At 57.4% G+C, this 22,463-nt stretch carries 21 protein-coding genes; 8 read left to right on the top strand and 13 right to left on the bottom strand.

What is annotated here, in order from left to right:
• Positions 1–61 precede the first annotated feature (61 nt).
• From H9646_RS08125 to H9646_RS08115, 3 genes are all read right to left on the bottom strand, one after another.
• On the bottom strand, positions 62–379 hold the full coding sequence (locus H9646_RS08125; RefSeq protein ID WP_191722866.1) for a chaperone modulator CbpM: 318 nt from the start codon (positions 377–379) through the stop codon (positions 62–64).
• Positions 376–1,341 (bottom strand): DnaJ C-terminal domain-containing protein, encoded by a 966-nt coding sequence (locus H9646_RS08120; RefSeq protein ID WP_191722865.1) that lies wholly within the window; start codon positions 1,339–1,341, stop codon positions 376–378. Before H9646_RS08120 ends, H9646_RS08125 begins: the two co-directional genes overlap by 4 nt.
• A gap of 140 nt (positions 1,342–1,481) precedes the next feature.
• The gene (locus H9646_RS08115) at positions 1,482–2,369 is read right to left on the bottom strand and encodes an inositol monophosphatase family protein (protein ID WP_225214065.1); all 888 of its coding nucleotides are present in this window, start codon (positions 2,367–2,369) and stop codon (positions 1,482–1,484) included.
• Between the two features lie 200 nt (positions 2,370–2,569).
• Here H9646_RS08115 and H9646_RS08110 point away from each other — a divergent pair, with 200 nt between their 5' ends.
• From H9646_RS08110 to H9646_RS08100, 3 genes are all read left to right on the top strand, one after another.
• Complete coding sequence (locus tag H9646_RS08110; protein ID WP_191722864.1) at positions 2,570–3,388, top strand: RNA methyltransferase; 819 nt, start codon at positions 2,570–2,572, stop codon at positions 3,386–3,388.
• Between the two features lie 36 nt (positions 3,389–3,424).
• Complete coding sequence (gene cysE, locus H9646_RS08105) at positions 3,425–4,234, top strand: serine O-acetyltransferase (RefSeq protein ID WP_191722863.1); 810 nt, start codon at positions 3,425–3,427, stop codon at positions 4,232–4,234.
• 165 nt (positions 4,235–4,399) lie between these two features.
• A complete protein-coding gene (locus H9646_RS08100) occupies positions 4,400–5,059 on the top strand; it encodes a nitroreductase (RefSeq protein WP_191722862.1) in 660 nt (219 codons plus the stop codon).
• 222 nt (positions 5,060–5,281) lie between these two features.
• Here the strand turns inward: H9646_RS08100 and H9646_RS08095 are convergent, their stop codons facing one another.
• The 9 genes from H9646_RS08095 to H9646_RS08055 form a co-directional block, all read right to left on the bottom strand.
• Positions 5,282–5,614, bottom strand: coding sequence for an SMR family transporter (locus tag H9646_RS08095; protein WP_191722861.1), 333 nt, complete (start codon positions 5,612–5,614; stop codon positions 5,282–5,284).
• Between the two features lie 25 nt (positions 5,615–5,639).
• The gene (map, locus tag H9646_RS08090) at positions 5,640–6,446 is read right to left on the bottom strand and encodes a type I methionyl aminopeptidase (RefSeq protein ID WP_191722860.1); all 807 of its coding nucleotides are present in this window, start codon (positions 6,444–6,446) and stop codon (positions 5,640–5,642) included.
• A 348-nt stretch (positions 6,447–6,794) separates the two neighbouring features.
• Entirely contained in the window at positions 6,795–8,105 is a 1,311-nt protein-coding gene (locus tag H9646_RS08085; RefSeq protein WP_191722859.1) for a citrate synthase, read from the bottom strand.
• 60 nt (positions 8,106–8,165) lie between these two features.
• Positions 8,166–8,432 carry an FAD assembly factor SdhE gene (locus H9646_RS08080; protein ID WP_225214064.1) on the bottom strand — a complete coding sequence of 89 codons (267 nt, stop codon included), beginning with the start codon at positions 8,430–8,432 and terminating at the stop codon, positions 8,166–8,168.
• A 12-nt stretch (positions 8,433–8,444) separates the two neighbouring features.
• Positions 8,445–9,149 (bottom strand): succinate dehydrogenase iron-sulfur subunit, encoded by a 705-nt coding sequence (locus H9646_RS08075; protein WP_191722857.1) that lies wholly within the window; start codon positions 9,147–9,149, stop codon positions 8,445–8,447.
• A 27-nt stretch (positions 9,150–9,176) separates the two neighbouring features.
• A complete protein-coding gene (gene sdhA, locus H9646_RS08070) occupies positions 9,177–10,982 on the bottom strand; it encodes a succinate dehydrogenase flavoprotein subunit (RefSeq protein ID WP_191722856.1) in 1,806 nt (601 codons plus the stop codon).
• A gap of 40 nt (positions 10,983–11,022) precedes the next feature.
• The gene (sdhD, locus tag H9646_RS08065; RefSeq protein ID WP_191722855.1) at positions 11,023–11,388 is read right to left on the bottom strand and encodes a succinate dehydrogenase, hydrophobic membrane anchor protein; all 366 of its coding nucleotides are present in this window, start codon (positions 11,386–11,388) and stop codon (positions 11,023–11,025) included.
• A gap of 27 nt (positions 11,389–11,415) precedes the next feature.
• Positions 11,416–11,853 (bottom strand): succinate dehydrogenase, cytochrome b556 subunit, encoded by a 438-nt coding sequence (sdhC, locus tag H9646_RS08060; protein WP_191722854.1) that lies wholly within the window; start codon positions 11,851–11,853, stop codon positions 11,416–11,418.
• Between the two features lie 133 nt (positions 11,854–11,986).
• A complete protein-coding gene (locus tag H9646_RS08055; protein ID WP_191722853.1) occupies positions 11,987–12,781 on the bottom strand; it encodes a GntR family transcriptional regulator in 795 nt (264 codons plus the stop codon).
• A 226-nt stretch (positions 12,782–13,007) separates the two neighbouring features.
• Between H9646_RS08055 and H9646_RS08050 the strand changes: the two genes are divergently transcribed.
• The 5 genes from H9646_RS08050 to H9646_RS08030 all read left to right on the top strand — a co-directional run bounded on the left by H9646_RS08050 (position 13,008) and on the right by H9646_RS08030 (position 21,528).
• Positions 13,008–13,994 carry a malate dehydrogenase gene (locus tag H9646_RS08050; RefSeq protein WP_191722852.1) on the top strand — a complete coding sequence of 329 codons (987 nt, stop codon included), beginning with the start codon at positions 13,008–13,010 and terminating at the stop codon, positions 13,992–13,994.
• Positions 13,995–14,197: 203 nt separating this feature from the next.
• Positions 14,198–15,196, top strand: a complete 999-nt coding sequence (locus tag H9646_RS08045; RefSeq protein ID WP_191722851.1) for an HpcH/HpaI aldolase/citrate lyase family protein — start codon at positions 14,198–14,200, stop codon at positions 15,194–15,196.
• A gap of 50 nt (positions 15,197–15,246) precedes the next feature.
• Positions 15,247–15,819 (top strand): hypothetical protein, encoded by a 573-nt coding sequence (locus H9646_RS08040; protein ID WP_191722850.1) that lies wholly within the window; start codon positions 15,247–15,249, stop codon positions 15,817–15,819.
• Positions 15,820–15,884: 65 nt separating this feature from the next.
• Positions 15,885–18,476, top strand: coding sequence for a bifunctional aconitate hydratase 2/2-methylisocitrate dehydratase (gene acnB / locus H9646_RS08035; RefSeq protein ID WP_191722849.1), 2,592 nt, complete (start codon positions 15,885–15,887; stop codon positions 18,474–18,476).
• 145 nt (positions 18,477–18,621) lie between these two features.
• Positions 18,622–21,528: an aconitate hydratase gene (locus tag H9646_RS08030; RefSeq protein WP_191722848.1), complete on the top strand. Its 2,907-nt coding sequence runs from the start codon at positions 18,622–18,624 to the stop codon at positions 21,526–21,528.
• 79 nt (positions 21,529–21,607) lie between these two features.
• Here H9646_RS08030 and H9646_RS08025 read toward each other — a convergent pair whose 3' ends face one another.
• Positions 21,608–22,201 carry a DUF5610 domain-containing protein gene (locus H9646_RS08025; protein ID WP_191722847.1) on the bottom strand — a complete coding sequence of 198 codons (594 nt, stop codon included), beginning with the start codon at positions 22,199–22,201 and terminating at the stop codon, positions 21,608–21,610.
• Positions 22,202–22,463 lie beyond the last annotated feature (262 nt).

Raw genomic sequence — 22,463 nt, 5'->3', positions numbered from 1 at the left:
CCGCCAGAAACAGGCAGGAATTATCCGGGATGCGGCACAGGTTGGGTCAAGCAGATGTTGATCAGCCTTTGAGGCGACGGCGTAACTGCCGCACTTCTTCCATCAAATCGACGGTCATGGCTGCCAATTGCGGGTCTGCATCAAACGTGCGTTCCAGCTGTGCAATGCGGCGGGCGCGCAGCACGGTGTGGGTGCTAAAGCGCCAGGTGGGGGGTGCTTCTTGTGGCATGGCGTCATCGCCAATGTCGTACTGCAATACGCCGGTGGTTACGCGCTCGACCACCCATTGCGGCTGCATACGGCAGGCATGGGCCAGTTGCTCCAGCGTCAGGGCCTGGGCATCCAGTACATCGGGTGGAGTGTAAAAGGGGGTGCTCATGCGGCATCTCCTGTACGAGGGTTGCGCCCTGCAAAGGCTTTGGACAGTGATTCGTAGGCTTTGCGCTGGTTGTCGTCAAACACGGGGGGGACGATGATTTGTATGACCAAGTACAAGTCTCCTGGGGTGCGGCTGGGCAACCCCTTGCCTTTGACGCGCAGTTTGCGCCCTGCCTGTGAGCCAGGCGGGATATTGATCTCCAGCGTGCCCGCCAAGGTCTTGAACTCCACCGGGCCACCCAGAGCGGCCTCCCAAGGTGCTAAAGGCAGTTGCTGATACACATCTTTGCCCTGGGTGTGCCAGCGTTTGTCGTCCTTGAAGCGCACCTCCAGCAGCAAATCACCGGCCTGTCCTTTGCCGTAGCCGGGTGCACCTTGCCCGGCCAGGCGAATCATCTGGCCCTCGTACACCCCTTTGGGAATGGTCACTTGCAGTTCACGCTCGTCTTCTACGGCGTGGCCCTGTGCATCCAGGCGCACACCACGCAGGCGCAATACGCGCATGCCGCCGCTGTAGCTGTCGGGTACTTCCAGTTCAATGGATGAGTGCTGGTCCTGCCCTCGCATATCCGGTGGCGGCCCACTGCGGCGTGCGCGCTGCCCACGACCAAACAGCTCTTCAAAAAAGCTGCTGTAGTCGGCGTTGTCGGCATCTGTACTGCTGTGGTGAAAGTGAAAGTTCTGCCCATCCCAGCCGGGCGGTGCCTGAAAGCCTGAGGCGTGCCCGGCACCGCTGTGGGCAAACTGGCTGGCATCGCCCAGCTGGTCATAGGCTTTGCGTTTTTCTGCGTCTGACAGTACGGCATTGGCTTCATTGACTTCGGCCATGCGCAGTGCAGCATCAGGCTCTTTGCTGATGTCTGGGTGGTATTTGCGCGCCATCTTGCGATAGGCTTTTTTGATTTCATCCGCGCTGGCGTCTTTGGCAACGCCGAGGATCTTGTAGTAGTCCTTGTATTCCACCGGAACCTCCTGCTCACATGTGCCTGGATAGTGACGCAGATGCTCGGGCTTGTCAGTAGGTCAGTGGCGCATGTCAGACAGGCACAAAAAAACCGCAAGGCTTGCGCGCTTGCGGTTGGGCAGTTCTGTAAAGCGACGATTTAGTCGTTGCTGGACGCCGCTTCGTCTTTCTTGTCGGCGGCGATGCCTGCATCGACATCCATCTTGTCTTGCACGCCTGCAAATTTGCTGTATTTGCCCAGAATGCCGACCAGCTGGCCATAAGCGCGGGGGTTGCCCGCCAGGCATTCGGCCTGCTCCAGGAAGTCGGCTTCGCCTGTGAAATTACCAACCAGACCACCGGCTTCGGTGATCAGCAAACTACCGGCAGCTACGTCCCAGATGCTCAGACCGGATTCAAAGAAACCGTCGGTAAAGCCTGCTGCCACGTAGGCCAGATCCAGCGCTGCAGCGCCGGGGCGGCGCACACCTGCCGTGCGCTGGGTGATTTCCGCGAACATGCGCATGTAAGCACGGAAGTTGTCGCCAGGACGGAAGGGAAAGCCGGTGGAAACCAGGCAATCCTTCAGCTGGGTGCGCTTGGACACGCGGATACGGCGCTCGTTGAGGAATGCGCCACGGCCACGGGTGGCGGTGAACAGATCGTTGCGGGTGGGGTCATACACCACCGCGTGCTCGATCTTGCCCTTGAAAGACAAGGCGATGCTCACGCAGTACACGGGGAAACCGTGGATAAAGTTGGTGGTGCCGTCCAGAGGATCGATGATCCAGACGAAGTCCGAGTTCTTGTTGCCGAACTCGGTGCCGGTTTCCTCGCCCAAGATACCGTGGTCAGGGTATGCACCCAGCAGGGTTTCAATCACCGCACGCTCAGCAGCTTTGTCAACTTCGGTAACAAAGTCATTGACTTGCTTTTGGGCAACGCGAACTGATTCAACGTCCAGCGCAGCGCGGTTGATGAGGGCGCCAGCGGCGCGTGCAGCCTTGATGGCCACGTTGAGCATGGGGTGCAGGGAGGAAGACGACATAAATTGTGAAGTTGGCGCCCAGTGAACCACCCCCAAATTTCAAATCTTGACTCTCACAACCTGGGATGGTGCACCGCTGAACGCGGATGATGAACGGGTTCGTGCACGTCCGGCGATGCGGACAGCGACAATAGGGCGCAAATTCTAACCGTCTTGCCCGTTTTTTGCTGCCTGCATGTGCAATGCGGGCCGAAGCTCCAATGAAAACCCGTTTTATTCTGATTGAGACCAGCCATGCTGGCAACGTGGGTGCTGCTGCCCGCGCCATGAAAACCATGGGCTTTGATGAGCTGGTGCTTGTGCGCCCGCGCTGGGCCAATGTGCTGCGCAAGGAAGAAACCATCCAGCGTGCCAGCGGCGCCCTGGATGTGCTCAACAATGCGCGCATTGTGGAGACCGTGGACGAAGCCGTAGACGGCCTGAGCCATTTGTGCGCCACAGCCATGACTCCACGCGACTTCGGGCCACCCACGCGTGCCCCGCGCGAGCACTTTGAGATGCTGGTAAGGGGTGAACTGATAGCGAAGATGCCACCAGTGCTAGAGACGGATGCAACCGATGCAACGGATGCAGCCGCTGGTGCAACTGCTGCCAGCGGCGCTTTCGGTGAAACCGGCATTGGCCTGCTATTTGGCTGCGAGCGTTTTGGCATGGCCAATGAAGACGTATACCGCTGCAACGTGGCGCTGTCGATTCCTTCCAATCCCCAGTTTGGCTCGCTGAACCTGGGCGGTGCGATCCAGCTGCTGGCCTATGAGTGGCGCCAGGCCTTGGGCGGGTTCCCGGTGGTGGAACACGCACCGGCTGCAGAGCGTGCCGACATGCAGCAGGTGGCGGGCATGCTGGGGCACTGGGAGCAGGCTTTGGCGCACATCGGCTTTCTGGACCCTGCCGCACCCAAAAAATTGATGCCCCGCTTGAACCAAATGTTTAACCGTGCGCAACTGACCCCGGAGGAAATCCACATCCTGCGCGGTGTCGCCAAAGCCATGCTGCAAAGCCAGCCGCCAAAGCACTAAACTGTGCAGCCCTTTTGTAACAAGTGACGGCCTCTGATGCTTTCCCGACTGCGTTCTGACATTCAGTGCATTCTTGACCGCGATCCTGCGGCGCGCAGCACCTGGGAGGTCATCACCTGTTACCCCGGTCTGCACGCCATCTGGTGGCACATTCCTGCGCACTGGTGCTGGACGCACAACCTCAAGTGGCTAGGGCGTTTTACCTCGCACATTGGCCGGTGGCTGACAGGCATTGAAATTCACCCCGGTGCGGTGATTGGTGAGCGCGTCTTCATCGATCACGGCATGGGCGTTGTGATTGGCGAAACCGCTGTGGTGGGTGATGGCTGCACGATTTACCACGGCGTTACGCTGGGCGGCACCTCGCTGTACAAAGGCAGCAAGCGCCATCCGACTCTGGGCAAGAACGTGGTGGTCTCAGCGGGTGCCAAGGTGCTGGGCGGCTTTGAGGTGGGTGATGATGCCAAGATTGGCTCCAACGCCGTAGTCATCAAGCCTGTGCCTGCGGGTGCAACAGCGGTGGGTATTCCTGCGCGCATCATTCCTTCCAAAAAGGGCGAAAGCGCCGATGTGACGGAGATGGGTGAGCAGACATCGAGCGCCAAGCCGCAAAAAGCGCCGCAGCAGGCTTTCACGGCGTATGGCGTAACTCAAGAGGACGACCCCGTCAGCCAGGCCATGAAGGGCCTGGCTGAAGGTGCTGCCACGCATGAGCAGCAACTGCAGCAACTGTGGACGGCGGTCGAAAAACTGTCGGCCCAGCTCAAGGCCGATTGCGTACCTTGCGAGAGCGAGCGGGGCGGCCACTTCGAGAAATCCAAGATCGATCAGATTCTGGGTAAGTAGCCGCTGGCGCAACCGCATGCAGCGAAGAGGCCGTCAAGGCCTCTTTGTTTTTCTACGGGCCAACCCTTAAAACGTCGCCAATGTGGCGCTGGCGTGTGCAGCTGTCTTGTACGCTTGCAGCAGTTGCCTTATTTGTTGACCCTTTACATACAGGATTGATTTGTCATGGATGTGTCCCAAGCCTTGCGTGAACGCCGTTCCGTGCGTGCCTTTACCTCCCAAGTGCCTAGCGCAGCACTGGTGCAGCAACTGATGCAGGATGCGGCCATGGCGGCTTCGGGTGGCAATATGCAGCCCTGGCGCGTGGCTGCGCTGACGGGTGAGTCGCTGCAAGCCATGCTCAATGATGTCTCCAAGACGATGGGGGAAGAAAACCCTGCCCACCAGTCCTACCCTTCCAATCTGTGGGAGCCCTACCGTACGCGCCGTTTTGCCAATGGCGAAGATCTGTACAAGAGCATCGGCATTCCGCGCGAAGACAAAGAAGGCCGTTTGCGCCAGTTGGCCAAGAATGCGCAGTTCTTTGGTGCGCCCGTTGGCTTGCTGATGCTGACGGAAGAGCGCATGGGTCCTGTGCAGTGGATGGATTTGGGCATCTATCTGCAATCTTTCATGCTGCGAGCCACAGAGGAAGGGCTGGCTACCTGCGCCCAAGGCTTTTGGCGCCGTTACGACGCGGTGGTCAAGCAGCACATTGAAGTGCCAGAAGGCTATCTGGTCACCTTTGGTATTGCGCTGGGCTACGAAGACAAGACGGCCCCCATCAATACGATGCGTGCCACACGCGCAGAGTTCGAGGAGTGGGGCCAGCTCAAAGGCTTTTAAGCGCGCTGTGACGGCCACTGCCAGCACCAAGTGCTTCGCGCCATAAAAAAGAATAAGCGCTTCTGAGGAAGCGCTTTTTTGTGAGCTGAAGAGCAGTTTGGTTCAAAAGTGTTGCCTGAGCCGACGTAGATGTACCCTGGACAAAAAGCCTGAAACGGCAGGCAATGCGCCGTTGATGACAGGGCACAGGTAACAACGTGCCCAGGGCAGCATGAGCGCTTGTCAGTGGCCGACGCTCTTGGAGAACAGGTTGATCACCAGCACCCCGGCAATGATGAGCGCCATGCCGGCGATGGCCGCTGCATCCAGCTTCTGGCCCATGAAGATCCAGGCAATCGCTGATACCAGCACAATCCCGGCGCCCGACCAGATGGCATACGCAATCCCGGTGGGGATGGTGCGCAGTGTCAAAGACAGGCACAGGAATGCAATGGCGTAGCCCACGATCACGATCACGCTGGGCCACAGGCGGGTAAAGCCTTCGGCGCTTTTGAGAAAGGATGTGGCCATCACCTCAGCGACGATGGCGATGCCCAGAAACCAGTAGCTGCTCATGTGTGCTGCGGCTTGGCTCAAAGGTTTACGGTGCGGGGTAGGTGCCGGTGCCATCGGGCCATGTGGTCAGCACCTCGTAGCCTGTGGCGGTGACAACAACCATGTGCTCCCACTGGGCAGACAGGCTTTTGTCTTTGGTGATGACGGTCCAGCCATCGTCGAGCTCTTTGGTGTCGTGCTTGCCCATGTTGAGCATGGGCTCGATGGTGAAGATCATGCCTTCTTGCAGTGTCATGCCCTGGCCGGGGTAGCCGTAGTGCAGCACCTGTGGCTCGTCGTGGTAAATCTGGCCGATGCCGTGGCCGCAGTAGTCACGCACCACAGAGAACCCATCGCGGTGGGCCACGGTCTGAATGGCATGGCCCACGTCGCCCAGTGTGGCACCGGGCTTGACCGCACGAATGCCAGCCACCATGGCTTCATAGGTGGTGTCGACCAGCTTTTTGGCCTTGGCCGGTACGTTGCCCACGGTGTACATGCGCGAGGTGTCACCAAACCAGCCGTCTTTGATCAGTGCCACGTCTACGTTGACGATGTCACCGTCTTTGAGGATTTCCTTGGCGGCTGGAATGCCGTGGCAGACCACCTCATTGACCGATGTGCACACGGTTTTGGGAAAGCCGTGGTAGCCAATGTTGGCAGGAATGCATTTGAGTTCATCGACGATGAAGTCGTGGCACAGCTTGTCCAGGTGCTCGGTGCTCACTCCCGCTTGAACGTGGGGAGTGAGCATGGACAGCACGCGTGCGGCCAGTTGGCCTGCTTCGCGGGATTTGGCAATGTCGAGCTTGTCGTGAAGGGGGGGCAGGCGGCGTAAGGGTCGTTTGGCCATGGTGTCGGTGGGGTGTCGCAAGGGACAAGAAAGAGCAATGCCCACACTGTAGCGGTTCGGGCTGAGTTTGTCGTAGCCCTTGCTTGGAAGGCAGCTTGCTGGTGCTTTTATAAAAAATGAGCTATTAACGCTGTGTTTATAAGTGTTTTAGATACTTTTATATCTGAACCTGTTGATTTGCATACGTTTTAAGCTATTAAATATATAACTCCGCATGCACGGCCAGCGGCGTGCGTCAATGGCGCGCATGCATGGCCTGTACGTGGTCGCATAAAAAAAGCCCGCACGTTTTGCAGCATGCGGGCTTTTTGGCGTTCAAGCGGGCTGCCTTCAAGGCAGCGACAGCCATTAACGCTGGTTCAGGGGCTTGACGTCGCGAGCGACCGAGCCTGTGAACAGCTGGCGAGGACGACCGATCTTGTACTCGGGGTCAGCCATTTGCTCGTTCAGCTGGGCAATCCAGCCCACGGTGCGGGCCAGGGCGAAGATGCCGGTGAACAGGTTCACTGGAATGCCGATGGCGCGTTGCACGATGCCGGAGTAGAAGTCCACGTTGGGGTACAGCTTGCGCGAGACGAAGTAGTCGTCTTCCAGTGCAATCTTTTCCACTTGCTTGGCCAGCGCGAACAGTGGGTCTTTTTCCAGACCCAGTTCGGCCAGGATTTCGTTGCAGGTTTCCTGCATCAGCTTGGCGCGGGGGTCGTAGTTCTTGTACACGCGGTGGCCAAAGCCCATCAGCTTGACGCCGCTGTTCTTGTCCTTGACCTGTTCCATGAACTCACCAACCTTGGCGATGCCGCCGTTGGCCTGGATCTGCTCGAGCATGTTCAGGCAGGCTTCGTTGGCACCACCGTGGGCAGGGCCCCACAGGCAAGCGACACCAGCGGAGATGGCTGCGAACGGGTTCGTGCCCGACGAACCGCACAGGCGCACGGTGGAGGTGGAAGCGTTTTGTTCGTGGTCAGCGTGCAGAATGAAAATGCGGTCCAGCGCACGTTCCACCACGGGGTTGACCTTGTACTCTTCGCAAGGGTTGCCGAACATCATGCGCATGAAGTTGCCAGCGTACGACAGGTCGTTCTTGGGGTACATGTAAGGTGCACCAACACCGTACTTGTAAGCCATGGAGACCAGCGTAGGCATCTTGGCGATCAGACGGATCGCGGCGATTTCACGGTGCTCAGGATTGGTGATGTCAGTGCTGTCGTGATAGAAGGCCGACATGCCGCCCACCAGGCCAGTCAGCACAGCCATGGGGTGTGCATCACGGCGGAAGCCACGCAGGAAGAACTGCATTTGCTCGTTGACCATGGTGTGCTGGGTCACACGGTTTTCAAAGTCAGCCTTCTGGGTTTCGTTGGGCAGCTCACCGTACAGCAGCAGGTAGCAGGTTTCCAGGAAATTGCAGTTCTTGGCCAGCTGTTCGATGGGGTAGCCGCGGTACAGCAGCTCGCCCTTGTCACCGTCAATGTAGGTGATGCTGGACTGGCATGCCGCCGTGGAAAGGAAGCCCGGGTCATACGTAAACATGCCCGACTGGCCGTACAGCTTACGGATGTCAATCACATCCGGGCCGACATTGCCTTGGTAGACCGGCAGTTCAACGCTGGGCGCGCCATTGCTGAAAGACAGGGTTGCTTTGTTGTCCGCGAGTTTCATTTCCAACTTCCTTCTCTGGTTGGCCAGATCTTGTCCGGCCTTTTTTGCAAGTTGTGCCAATCAGACGGGCTTACGCACCATCTGTAGCACTTCTCTAACTTCAGGGGTGTCCAGGTCCCCTTCCGGCTCCTTGCGGCGCATGAAGAGGTCCATGAGATCGTTGTCTGCCAAGTCCATCAGGGCAGACAAACCAGCTGCGTGTCTCCGCGTCAGCTGATCGCCATAGGCGGCGAAGAATTGTTCGATGTACAGGTCGTTCTCGACCAAGCCACGGCGGCTACGCCACCGCAGCAAGTCGCGTTCCCGTTCTTCGAGGATTGCGTCCATAGCGTCCATGGACTAGATGGCGCGACGCACCATCAGCTCCTTGATCTTGCCAATGGCCTTGGTGGGGTTCAGGTGCTTGGGGCACACGTCCACGCAGTTCATGATGGTGTGGCAACGGAAGAGGCGGTAAGGATCTTCCAGGTTGTCCAGACGCTCTGCGGTGGCGGTGTCGCGGCTGTCCGCAATAAAGCGGTAAGCCTGCAACAGGCCTGCAGGGCCCACGAACTTGTCAGGGTTCCACCAGAACGAGGGGCAGCTGGTTGAGCAGCTGGCGCACAAGATGCACTCGTACAGGCCGTTGAGCTCTTCACGCTCTTCGGGCGACTGCAGGCGTTCCTTGCTGGTCGTCGTATAGATGTCGCTTTGCAGGTACGGCTTGATGGAGTGGTACTGCTTGAAGAACTGTGTCATGTCCACGATCATGTCGCGGATGACCGGCAGGCCCGGCAGAGGCTTCAAGACGATGTCGCCCTTGAGGGTGTTCATGTTCGTCAGGCAAGCCAGACCGTTCTTGCCATTGATGTTCATGGCGTCAGAACCACACACGCCTTCGCGGCACGAGCGGCGGAACGAGATGGTGGGGTCTTGCTCCTTGAGCTTGACCAGGGCGTCCAGCAACATGCGCTCATGGCCGTCCAGCTCAACCTCAACGGTTTGCATGTAGGGCTTGGCGTCTTTATCGGGATCGTAGCGGTAGAGTTTGAATGTACGCTTCATTTTTGTGTTCTCTCGTGGGCTGCTGGATTAGAACGTGCGAACCTTGGGTGGCACGCTGTCCACAGTCAGGGGCTTGAGGTTCACAGGCTTGTACGACAGGCTGTTGGTGGCGCTGTCCCACAGGGTGTGCTTGAGCCATTCCTTGTCGTTACGGCCCAGCGGGAACTCGGCGTGGTCGGCTGGGTGCTCGTAGTCGTACACAGTGTGTGCACCACGGCATTCCTTGCGGGCAGCGGCCGAGGTCATGGTGGCTTGCGCCACTTCGATCAGGTTGTCCACTTCCAGCGCTTCCATGCGGGCGGTGTTCCAGACCTTGGACTTGTCCTTCAAGGTCACGGAACCCACGCGTTCGCGGATGGCGTTGATCTTGGTGACGCCTTCGTCCATGCTCTTTTGCGTGCGGAACACGCCAGCGTGTGTCTGCATCGACGAGCGGATTTCGCCAGCGATGTCCTGGGCGTATGTGCCTTCCTTGGACTCGTCGAGCTGGTTCAGACGCGCCAGCGTGCGATCGGAACCATCCGCAGGAACCGGCAGGTTGTCGCCGAAGCTGCGCGTAAATTCCACGATGTGCTTGCCTGCAGCCTTGCCGAAGACCAGCAAGTCCAGCAGCGAGTTCGTGCCCAGGCGGTTAGCGCCGTGTACGGATACGCAAGAGCATTCGCCCACAGCGTACAGGCCATTGACCACACGGTTTTGCACGCCGTCGTGTGTCACCACCTGACCATGGATGTTGGTAGGGATGCCGCCCATCTGGTAGTGGATGGTGGGCACCACAGGGATAGGTTCCTTGGTGATGTCCACGTTGGCGAAGTTGTGGCCAATTTCTTCCACCGAAGGCAGACGCTTGCGGATGGTCTCGGCACCCAGGTGGTCCAGCTTCATCAGGATGTAGTCCTTGTTAGGACCGCAGCCTCGGCCTTCCTTGATTTCCTGGTCCATCGAGCGCGACACGAAGTCGCGCGGTGCCAGGTCCTTCAAGGTAGGTGCGTAACGCTCCATGAAGCGCTCGCCTTCGCTGTTGAGCAAAATGGCGCCTTCGCCACGGCAGCCTTCGGTCAGCAATACGCCTGCACCGGCTACGCCTGTGGGGTGGAACTGCCAGAACTCCATGTCCTGCAAAGGAATGCCTGCGCGCGCAGCCATACCCAGGCCGTCGCCGGTGTTGATGAAGGCGTTGGTCGAGGCCTGGAAAATACGGCCAGCACCGCCGGTAGCCAGCAGCACAGCCTTGGCGTGCAGCTCGTACAGGTCGCCAGTTTCCAGCTCCAGCGCTGTGACACCGACCACATCACCCTGGGTGTTGCGGATCAGGTCCAGGGCCATCCACTCCACGAAGAAGTTGGTCTTGGATGCCACGTTTTGCTGGTACAGCGTGTGCAGCATGGCGTGACCAGTGCGGTCAGCCGCTGCGCAAGCACGCTGCACAGGCTTTTCGCCGTAGTTGGCGGTGTGGCCGCCGAATGGGCGCTGGTAGATGGTGCCGTCTGGGTTGCGGTCAAACGGCATGCCGAAGTGTTCCAGCTCGATCACGACGTTGGGTGCTTCGCGGCACATGAACTCGATCGCGTCCTGGTCGCCCAGCCAGTCAGAGCCCTTGATCGTGTCGTAGAAGTGGTAGTGCCAGTTGTCTTCCGACATATTGCCCAGCGATGCCGATACGCCGCCTTGGGCTGCCACTGTGTGCGAGCGTGTGGGGAAAACTTTGGACAGGGAGGCCACGCTCAAACCAGCGCGGGACAATTCCAGAGCGGCACGCAGACCGGAGCCGCCAGCGCCGACGATGACAACGTCAAACTTGCGCTTGGTGATATTTGCTTTGGAGTAGCTCATTCTTAACCTTCAATCGTGGAGGGGTGTGGTCTATTGCCAGTCACAGACGCCACAGGACCTGGAAACCCCAGCCAGCACAGCCGACCAGCCAGACAATGGTGAAAACCTGCAGCACTAAGCGCAGGCCTGCATGTTTGACGTAGTCCATCCAGACGTCACGTACACCTACCCAGACGTGCCAGATCAAGGCAATGATTACGCCGAAGGTGATGAATTTCATCCACTGAGCGGCAAAAATGCCTGCCCACAGTTCGTAGCCCAGTTCGCCTTGGGCGAAGACCAGTTGAGCCAGAACAACGATGGTGAACAGCACCATCAAAGCAGCGGTCACGCGCTGGACCAGCCAGTCACGAATGCCATAGTGGGCACCAACTACAGTGCGCTTAGAACCGTAATTCACGGACATGATGTTTCCTTATCGTGCTTGGACGGATCAGTACAGGCCGAACAACTTGGCACCCAACACAACGGTCAGGCCAATGCTCAGAGCGAGAACGGTCAGTGCAGATGAGTGACCAAATTCTTTGGTGACTGCTGCGTGGTTCATATCCATGAACAGGTGACGCAGGCCTGCGATCAGGTGGTGCAGGTAAGCCCAGATGATGGCCAAGGCGATCAGCTTGATGAACCAGCCGGGCACAAAGCCACAGCCTTCATTGAAAACTGCCTTGAATTTGGCAAACGAGAATTCCGACGACAGCGAGGCGTCGAACATCCAGAGGATGAAGGGCAGCAGCAAGAACATGATCACACCGCTGATGCGGTGCAAGATCGAAACAATACCGGCCGGGGGTAAGCGATAGGACGGTAAGTCTTGTAATGCGTGGATATTGCGGAACTCTGGCCGCTTCTTTTTTGCAAGCTCTGTCATGGCGGGGGACTTTCGTGGATGTAACTGCGTGGTAATCGCGCGGTGCAAAAGATCCAAAATTCTATTGCACTCGCACAGTCGTCGGGCTGTGCCTGCGCGATTGTTTCCTTCTATCGCCTTGAGAACTATGAAGTTAGTTCAGGGCGTTCTTATAGTGATGCGTGTCTGTTCTGTAGATTCCGCGTCGTAACTCCATGGGAATATCGTTGTACGTATAGGCAAGTCGCTCCACACTCAGTAAAGGGGTGAGTGTAGACACGTTAAGTAACTCAGCCTGGGCTTCATCGGGTAATACGGCGCGCAGCTTTTCATCGGCACGCACCATGCGCACGCCAAAATCTGCTTCAAACATGGCGTAGGTGGGGCCTTTGTAAGTGGCCATCTGTTCGGCTGTCAGTCCTTTGAACGCATGACCGGGCAGCCAAATGTCTTCCAAAATAGTCGGAATACCGCTGAACGCCAGAACGCGGCGCACCTGCACCACGGTGTCTCCACTGCGCAACGCCAAAAGGCGTGCAATTTCTGCAGGTGCACGCAGGCGTTTGCATTCCAAAATCGTGCGGTGAGCGCGGCCTTCGCCTTCAAGGTCTCCGACATCGGGGTGCAGTTTCAGAAAACGATACTGGACTTGCTGTGCGGAATGGGTGGCTACAAAAGTGCCTTTGCCTTGACGGCGCATGACTAAATTTTCAGCGGCTAATTCGTCAATGGCTTTGCGCACAGTGCCTTGGCTGACTTTGAATCGTGCAGCCAGCTCCATTTCGCTGGGAATCAACTCTCCCGGACGCCATTCGCCAGCTTGCAGGCTTTGAAGAATCAATCCTTTGATTTGCTGGTACAGCGGACTGAAAGCTGGCGTGAGCGCTACGGTTGCATTGGTGGAAGAACCAAAAGCGCTGTCAGGAGAAGAAGGTTGCGATGAGGACATAAGGATGTTCGAAAGTTCAAGGCCACCGGATGCAAATTTTGAGCCCGTGCGTGCTGTTTGAACTCGGGGGTGATCATATCTTATATAAGACATAAGACAAATTGACTGGCAGACAAAATCAAGAGTACACTTGTGGACTGTTTACGGAGCACGGGCTACTGGTTACAGATGCTGGAGCGACAGTGCACCGACAACTGTTTTTTTCCGAAAATCTGGAGTTTTCACCATGAGCAAGAAGCCCGTCCGAGTTGCCGTCACTGGCGCCGCAGGTCAAATCGGTTACGCCCTGTTGTTTCGCATCGCATCCGGCGAAATGCTTGGGAAAGACCAGCCCGTTATTCTGCAACTGCTCGAAATTCCTGACGAAAAGGCACAGAACGCTCTGAAGGGCGTGATTATGGAGCTGGAAGACTGCGCCTTCCCTTTGCTGGCAGGTATTGAAGCACACAGCGATCCACTGCAAGCCTTTAAGGATACTGACTACGCATTGCTGGTTGGCGCGCGTCCTCGCGGCCCCGGCATGGAGCGTGCAGACTTGCTGGCTGCCAACGCACAGATCTTTACGGCCCAGGGCAAGGCGCTGAACGCCGTGGCCTCGCGCAACGTGAAGGTGCTGGTTGTCGGCAACCCCGCCAACACCAACGCCTACATCGCCATGAAGTCGGCACCTGATCTGCCAGCGAAGAACTTCACTGCCATGCTGCGACTGGACCATAACCGCGCTGCATCGCAACTGGCTGCCAAGGCTGGCTTCAAGGTTGGTGATATCAAGAGCCTGACCGTGTGGGGCAATCACTCGCCCACCATGTACGCCGATTACCGCTTTGCAACAGTCAATGGCAAGTCCGTCAAGGAAACCATCAACGACCAGGACTGGAACGCCAACGTGTTCCTGCCTACCGTCGGCAAGCGTGGTGCAGCCATCATCAATGCACGTGGTCTGTCCTCGGCCGCCTCGGCTGCCAACGCTGCAATCGATCACATGCGTGACTGGGCCTTGGGCTCTAATGGCGAGTGGGTCACGATGGGTGTGCCATCCAATGGCGAATACGGTATTCCTGCTGGCATGGTTTTCGGTTTCCCGGTGACTACTGCCAATGGCGAGTACAAAATTGTTGAAGGTCTGGAAATTGATGCTTTCTCGCAAGAGTGCATCAACAAAACCCTGGCTGAGCTGCAAGGCGAGCAAGATGGTGTGAAGCACCTGCTGTAAAGCATTTGCACTGAAATCCCTTGCGGATTTTTGCACTCTGCAGTGCCTGAGCGCTGCAGAGTGCATCTCTAGAGAAATCTTCTGCACAACATGCATGGCAAAGAGATGCTGGTTGAGCAAAAGATGTTTCTTTGAGGCGTTGTCTGGTCCATTGCGTCGACTGGCTGCGCACTCTGAGTGCGCTCAGTTCACGATTGCTATTCATGCGTACTGCTACCCATCCCCGCGAAATTTTGTTGGGCGCTCAAGCAGCGGCCAATATGCTGCCCGTCTGTGATCATTACAGCGGTGTAGAAGTGCGCATGCGCAAAAGCCTCGAGCTGCAGGCTCAGATGCTGCAGGAATTCGGGGCCTGCGTATTTGACGTGACTCTGGACTGTGAAGATGGTGCAGCGGTTGGCAATGAAAAAGCCCATGCAAGGCTGGTGGCCAGTCTGGCCAAAAATTCTCAGGCCGGCTGCCGTGTGGCAGCACGCGTGCATGCGGTGGACCATCCTGCTTTTGAAGAAGACATTGCAACCATCGTCCAAGAGGCCGGCCACAAGCTCAGCCATATCATGCTGCCCAAGGTTGATAGCGTGGACGACATCCTGCGGGCAGAGCGTGCACTGGAACGCGCATCAGGGGGGCACATTCCCTTGCATGCCTTGATTGAGTCGCCTGCTGCGGTGCATCAAGCTTTTGAGATCGCGGCCCATGCACGTGTACAAAGTCTGTCGTTCGGTCTGATGGACTTTGTCTCCGCGCATGCGGGAGCCATTCCCGGAGCCGCCATGGGTGTGCAGGGGCAATTCGTTCATCCAATGGTAGTGCGCGCCAAGCTGGAGATCGCTGCAGCCTGCCATGCGTACGGCAAAGTGCCTTCTCACTGTGTGGTCACAGAGTTTCGTGATGCCCCAGCGCTGCAAGTGGCTGCAAGCAAAGCCTGTACAGAGCTGGGCTACACCCGCATGTGGAGCATTCATCCGGCGCAGATTCGTCCTATCTTGAATGCTTTTGCGCCAGCCACGAGCGAGGTGCAAGAAGCTGCAGATATTTTGGTGGCTGCAGCTGCGCAGGACTGGGCCCCAATTAGTTATAACGGCGTGCTGCATGACCGTGCCAGTTACCGTTATTACTGGCAGTTGCTAGAGCGCGCATTCCTGACGGCGATGGCTTTGCCGCAACACGCACGACAATGGTTTGATGGGAATGCAGCATGAAGATGCTGTTTTTGTTTAACGATCAACTTTTTGAGACCGCTGGAGTCCGCATGAAACAACTGATTGCCTCCTTTTTGCTAATTGCTCCTGCACTGGCCTTGGTGACGACTGCTCAGGCATCCACCACCAAACCCGCAGCAACTAAAGCTACGACGACTACGAAAAAAGTCACTACTGTCAAGAAGACAGCAACGCCGCGCAAGGCTGCAGCAGTGGCTGGCGCAGGCACCGCTGCTGCGGCTACCGCCGTAGTACTGGCCCCCCGGGTGCTGAATGCGGATGAAATGGTCCTGGCTGACCGCGTGCACACGGGCCGTATCGCTTGTGAGCTGGGCCAGCATGTGAGCGTGTCCAAGGACGACAAGAACCCGGGCCACTTCCTGGTGAGTGGCTCAGGTTTTAACTTTCACATGTCCCCTGTCGGAACAAGCACTGGCGTGGTGCGTTTGGAAGATGCGAAAGCCGGTGCAGTCTGGTTGCAGATTGCCAACAAATCGATGCTCATGAATCAAAAGCAGGGCAAGCGCCTGGCTGATGAATGCATGAGTCCTGAACAGCTTCAGGTGGCAGAAGCTATTAAGAAAAACCCCCCTCAAGGTTTGCTGGATGCCCCCGGAAAGTAATTGTCCGGAGCAAAAGCGCTGAAGAAACGCTGCCCCACTCTTAGAAAACTAATGGAGAGAGAACCATGTTGAAAGCTTACCGTGACCATGTGGCCGAACGTGCCGCATTGGGCATCCCCCCACTGCCACTGGATGCCAAGCAAACTGCCGAATTGATCGAGCTGATCAAGAACCCGCCAGCTGGTGAAGATGCATTCCTGCTGGATTTGCTGACCCATCGCGTGCCTCCAGGTGTGGACGATGCGGCCAAGGTCAAGGCTTCTTTTCTGGCGGCCGTGGCACACGGTGACATCCAAGTAGGTCTCATCTCCAAGTCCAAGGCTACCGAATTGCTGGGCACCATGGTGGGCGGCTACAACGTCCACCCTCTGATTGAGCTGCTGGACGACGCGGAAGTTTGCGGCGTGGCTGCTGAAGCGCTGAAGAAGACATTGCTGATGTTTGACTTCTTTAACGACGTGGCAGACAAGGCCAAGGCTGGCAATGCCAAGGCCAAGGAAGTGATGCAAAGCTGGGCGAATGCCGAGTGGTTCACCTCGCGCCCTGAAGTCGACAAGAAGATCACCGTTACCGTGTTCAAGGTGCCCGGTGAAACCAATACCGACGATCTGTCGCCTGCACCAGATGCCTGGAGCCGTCCAGACATTCCGTTGCACTACCTGGCCATGCTCAAGAACACGCGCCCTGACGCGGCGTTCAAGCCTGAAGAAGACGGCAAGCGCGGCCCCATGCAGTTCATTGATGACCTGAAGAAAAAGGGTCACCTGGTCGCTTATGTGGGCGACGTGGTGGGCACTGGCTCTTCGCGCAAGTCCGCGACCAACTCTATCGTCTGGGCTACGGGCCAGGACATTCCTTTTGTGCCCAACAAGCGCTTCGGTGGCGTGACTCTGGGTGGCAAGATTGCTCCTATCTTCTTTAATACGCAGGAAGATTCGGGCTCGCTGCCTATCGAAGTCGATGTTTCAAAGCTGGAAATGGGCGACGTCATCGACGTGCTGCCCTACGAAGGCAAGATCACCAAGAATGGCGAAACCGTTGCCCAGTTTCAGCTCAAGAGCGACGTGCTGTTTGACGAAGTGCGCGCCGGCGGCCGTATCAACCTGATCATTGGCCGCTCGCTGACAGCCAAAGCCCGTGAATTTCTGGGTTTGCCTGCATCGACCGCATTCCGCTTGCCGACAGCACCCGCTGCAACCAAGGCTGGCTTTACGCTGGCTCAAAAAATGGTGGGCCGTGCCGTGGGTCTGCCAGAAGGCCAGGGCGTGCGCCCCGGTACCTACTGCGAGCCACGTATGACGACTGTGGGTTCGCAGGACACCACAGGCCCGATGACCCGCGACGAGCTGAAAGACTTGGCCTGCCTGGGCTTCTCGGCCGACTTGGTCATGCAATCGTTTTGCCACACAGCGGCTTACCCCAAGCCTGTGGACGTGAAGACCCACCGCGAGCTGCCCGCGTTTATTTCCAACCGTGGTGGCGTGGCCCTGCGTCCTGGTGATGGCGTGATCCACAGCTGGCTCAACCGCCTGCTGTTGCCTGATACCGTCGGTACCGGCGGCGACTCGCACACCCGTTTCCCTATCGGTATCTCGTTCCCCGCTGGCTCAGGCCTGGTGGCGTTCGGTGCTGCGACTGGTGTGATGCCACTGGACATGCCTGAATCGATTCTGGTGCGCTTCAAGGGTGAATTGCAGCCTGGCGTGACTTTGCGTGACTTGGTCCATGCAATCCCGCTCTACGGGATCAAGCAGGGCCTGCTGACTGTGGCCAAGGCCGGCAAGATCAATGCGTTCTCGGGCCGTATCCTCGAAATCGAAGGCTTGCCAGACCTGAAAGTGGAACAAGCGTTTGAGCTGTCGGATGCGTCGGCTGAACGTTCCGCTGCCGGTTGCACCATCAAGTTGAACCCAGAGCCCATCAAGGAATACCTGACTTCGAACATCGTTCTGATGAAGAACATGATCGCTGACGGTTACCAGGATGCCAAGACCTTGCAGCGCCGTATCGAGAAGGTGCAGGCGTGGCTGGCCCAGCCTGATCTGCTGGAAGCGGACAAGGATGCCGAGTACGCTGCCGTGATCGAGATTGATCTGGCTGACATCAAGGAGCCTATTGTTTGCTGCCCTAACGATCCGGATGACGCCAAGTTCCTGTCTGAAGTGGCTGGCACCAAGATCGACGAAGCTTTCATCGGCTCTTGCATGACCAATATTGGTCACTTCCGTGCTGCGGCCAAATTGCTTGGCGGTCAGCGTGACATTCCAGTCAAGCTGTGGGTGGCCCCTCCGACCAAGATGGACCAAAACGAGCTGATCAAGGAAGGTCACTACGCTGCATTTGGCACGGCTGGTGCGCGCACTGAAATGCCTGGCTGCTCGCTGTGCATGGGTAACCAGGCCCAGGTGCGCGAAGGTGCAACCGTCATCTCCACCTCTACCCGCAACTTCCCCAATCGTTTGGGCAAGAACACCAATGTGTTCCTGGGCTCGGCTGAGCTGGCTGCGATTGCATCGCGTCTGGGCTACTTGCCTTCCAAGGATGAGTACCTCAAGGAGATGGGCGTGATCGATGCGGACAAGGCGTCGGTGTACCGTTACATGAACTTTGACCAGATCGATGAGTATGCGGACGTTGCCAAAAGCGTGACCGCCTGAGCATCGAGGTCGACCTCTCTTAAAACCCGCTTCGGCGGGTTTTTTTATGGGCGTGCAGGAAGTGATCGTCTTGTCCGATAGGCGTCTGCAAAGTGACGGTGCAAAATGGGTGCGACAAGCTTCTTCTTAAGTCGGAGATCCCCAGATGAAACATGCTTTTGCTTTTACCGAAAAGACGTTCCAGACTGCGTCAGGAACAGAGGGACGGTTCTTCTCGCTGCCAGCCTTGGCCCAGCGGTATGCGAATGTGGGACGCCTGCCGGTGTCGCTTCGCATTGTGCTGGAGTCGGTGCTGCGCAATTGTGATGGCAAGAAGGTACTGCCTTTGCACGTGGAGCAGCTGGCTCATTGGCGTCCTGATGCACCGCGTACCGAAGAGGTGCCGTTTGTTGTCTCGCGCGTGGTGTTGCAAGATTTCACGGGAGTGCCTTTGCTGGCGGACTTGGCCGCGATGCGCAGCGTGGCTGCAGCGCTGGGCAAACAACCCAAGGCCATTGAGCCACTGGTGCCAGTCGATCTGGTGGTCGATCACTCCATCATGGTGGATTACTTTGGCACCAAGCAGGCACTGGATCTGAATATGAAGCTGGAATTTCAGCGCAACCAGGAGCGCTACCAGTTCATGAAGTGGGGCATGCAGGCCTTTGACACTTTTGGCGTGGTGCCACCAGGTTTTGGCATCGTTCACCAGGTCAACCTGGAATATCTTGCGCGTGGCGTACACAAAGCCAAAGCGGGCAAAGACAGCAAAGGCAGGGCGCTCTACTATCCAGATACGCTGGTCGGCACTGACAGCCACACCACCATGATCAATGGCATTGGCGTGGTGGGCTGGGGGGTGGGCGGTATCGAAGCGGAAGCGGCCATGCTGGGGCAGCCTGTTTACTTTCTTACGCCCGACGTGGTGGGCTTTGAGCTGACAGGGCGTTTGCGCGAGGGGGTGATGGCTACCGACCTGGTGCTGACCGTGACGGAAATACTGCGCAAAGAAAAGGTGGTGGGGCAGTTTGTTGAATTCTTCGGTGAGGGCACGGCCAGCCTGTCGCTGCCTGATCGCGCCACCATTGGCAATATGGCCCCTGAATATGGGGCCACGATGGGGTTCTTTCCCGTGGATGACAAAACACTGGATTACTTCCGCGGAACAGGCCGCACTTCCTCGGAGATCGAGGCCTTTGAGGCGTACTTCCGTGCCCAAGGCTTGTTTGGCGTGCCCAAGGCGGGTGATATCGACTACTCACGCGTGGTGCGGCTGGATCTGGGGTCCGTAGCGCCCAGTCTGGCGGGCCCAAAGCGTCCGCAAGACCGTATCGAAATTGGGGATGTGGCACACAAATTCAGCGAGCTGTTCAGTGCCGGGCCTGCAGACAATGGTTTTAACCAGCCGCATGACCAGTTGACACAGCGTTTCCGTGTGGGCTGTGGAGAAGGCGAGCAGGCGGTGGATGCACCCGGGCCCAAGCCTGGCGCTTCACGCTCGGTGGTGGAGATGGTGAGTAACCGCCCTGCGCTTGAAAGTTCACACAAGCATGCACCTGCAGTTTCCGTGTGCGACGTGCCGCAGGGTGAGCAGGTGTTGCGCGTTGGCAATGGCGATGTACTGATTGCTGCCATTACCAGTTGCACCAATACCTCCAACCCCAGCGTGTTGCTGGCGGCTGGCCTGCTGGCTAAAAAAGCGGTCCAAGCAGGGCTGAAGGTGCAGCCGCACATCAAGACCTCGCTGGCACCCGGCTCCCGGGTGGTGACGGAGTATTTGACAGAAGCAGGGCTGCTGCCGTATCTGGAAAAATTAGGCTTTGCCCTGGTGGGCTACGGCTGCACCACCTGTATTGGTAACTCAGGCGATCTGACGCCGGAACTCAACGAGGCCATTGCACGCAACAACCTGGTATGCGCGGCAGTTCTTTCGGGCAACCGTAATTTTGAAGCGCGGATTCACCCCAACATCAAAGCCAATTTCTTGGCCAGCCCACCTTTGGTTGTGGCCTATGCGATTGCAGGTACCGTGCTCAAAGATTTGATGACCGAACCTGTGGGGCAGGGCAAGGGTGGCAAAGATGTGTACCTGGGTGATATCTGGCCGAGCAGCGAAGAAATTCAAGCCCTGATGAAGTTCGCCATGAACGGCAAAGCCTTTCGCGCCAATTACGAGAAAGTCAAAACCGAGCCGGGGAAGCTGTGGGAAAAAATCAAAGGTGTGGCAGGGGCCACCTACACATGGCCCACGAGCACCTATATTGCTGAGCCGCCGTTTTTTCACAACTTCACGCTGGCACTGCCCCAGACGGATGCGAAAAAATCCCCCAGTACCCATGCTGTGCAGGGGGCTCGCATCATGGCGCTGTTTGGAGACTCCATCACCACCGACCATATTTCTCCGGCAGGTGCGATCAAGGAATCTTCACCTGCCGGGCAGTGGCTGCTGGCGCATGGCGTACAAAAAGCCGACTTCAACAGCTATGGTTCGCGGCGTGGTAACCACGAGGTGATGATGCGTGGCACTTTTGCCAATGTGCGTATCAAGAACCTGATGATTCCACCGCAGCCCGATGGTTCGCAGGAAGAAGGCGGCTTGACGCTGCACCGCAGTGATGCTGGCAAGGTCAGCAAAATGTCCATCTATGACGCGGCGATGCAATACCAGGCAGCTGGGCGTGCCACGGTGGTGCTGGCTGGCGAAGAATATGGCACAGGCTCCAGCCGGGACTGGGCGGCCAAGGGTACCCAGCTACTGGGTATCAAAGCCGTGGTGGCACGCAGTTTTGAACGGATTCATCGCTCCAATTTGGTCGGTATGGGGGTGTTGCCACTGCAGTTCAAGGCGGGCGATAGCTGGCAGTCACTGGGGCTGACCGGTGATGAAGTCATCGACATTATTCCGTCGCCAGAACTTACGCCACAAAGCGATGCGCAGATGCGTATCACCCGCACGGATGGCAGCCAGCACACGGTCACTGTGACCCTGCGCATTGATACCCCGATTGAGGTCGATTACTACCAGCACGGCGGCATCTTGCCGTATGTACTGCGCCAGTTGCTGGTCAAATAATCAGGAGCTATCACTTCCCAAAGACCCCACCGGCAAAAAGCGGGTTGTGTCTTTGGGGGGCATTGGCGCTGGAGCGGGCTCAGGCTTGTGCCGCATCATTGCGCAGTGATGCCAGCTTGCTGGCCAGCCAGTCGTCATACCCTTTTTGCACCAGCGCAAAGGTTTGACTGATGCCTTCGGCCACGGGGCTGCCTGCGCTCAGTACCCCCAGAGAGTTCAATATATCTTCTGCCTCTTTGTAGCCTTGCTCAAAGCCGCCGCGCACCACATTCACAAAATCTTGCGCGACCACTTCCATGTCTTTGCCTGGGTAGCGCGCAGCGTAGGCATTGAACATGGCGGTAGACAGACCAACGATGCGCCCGGCAGTAGCCTGCGCACTGTTGTCTTGCGACATGGCGTTCTGGATGGCATTGGGCCCCAGCTCGGGGGCCAGTACGTTGTTGATTTCATCCACTGCGGTGCGATACAGCAAAGCCAGACTGTCGTTGCCAGCTTGGATGCTCACTTGCAGTGAGGCTTGCAAAATTCGCGAATTGCGCAAGTTTTTCTGCCCCTGGCTGCTGGCAGCTGCGGTTTTTTGTGCTTCCTCCAGTGCCTGCGATGACTTGGTGCCTGTGTAGGCAGGGTCAGCGGCAACAGGTGCGTTAGCGGCTTGCGGTGCAGAAATCATGGGGTGCTTTCTTGCCAGTCAGAGGGAGTGAGGCTTGCATCGTTTTCGGCTGTCGGGCGTCGAAATGAAGTGCCGTCGGTCGGGATCCTCTGTGTGCTCAGAAAAACAATAGCTGTAAGCGCTTGCTATCTCGTCACCTTAAATAGATTTGATTATCAAAGCAATGAAAACAGAGCGTTAACAGCTATTGTTTTAAATCAACTGATCCCATCGAAAGTGCAGTTTCGTCATCTGATATGGTCTTTTGTGCGCCATCTGCTCC

This window comes from Comamonas avium (assembly GCF_014836675.1).
Lineage (GTDB): Bacteria > Pseudomonadota > Gammaproteobacteria > Burkholderiales > Burkholderiaceae_C > Comamonas > Comamonas avium.
Note: the sequence above shows the minus strand (reverse complement) of the source record. Positions and strands in the feature narration are given on the sequence as shown.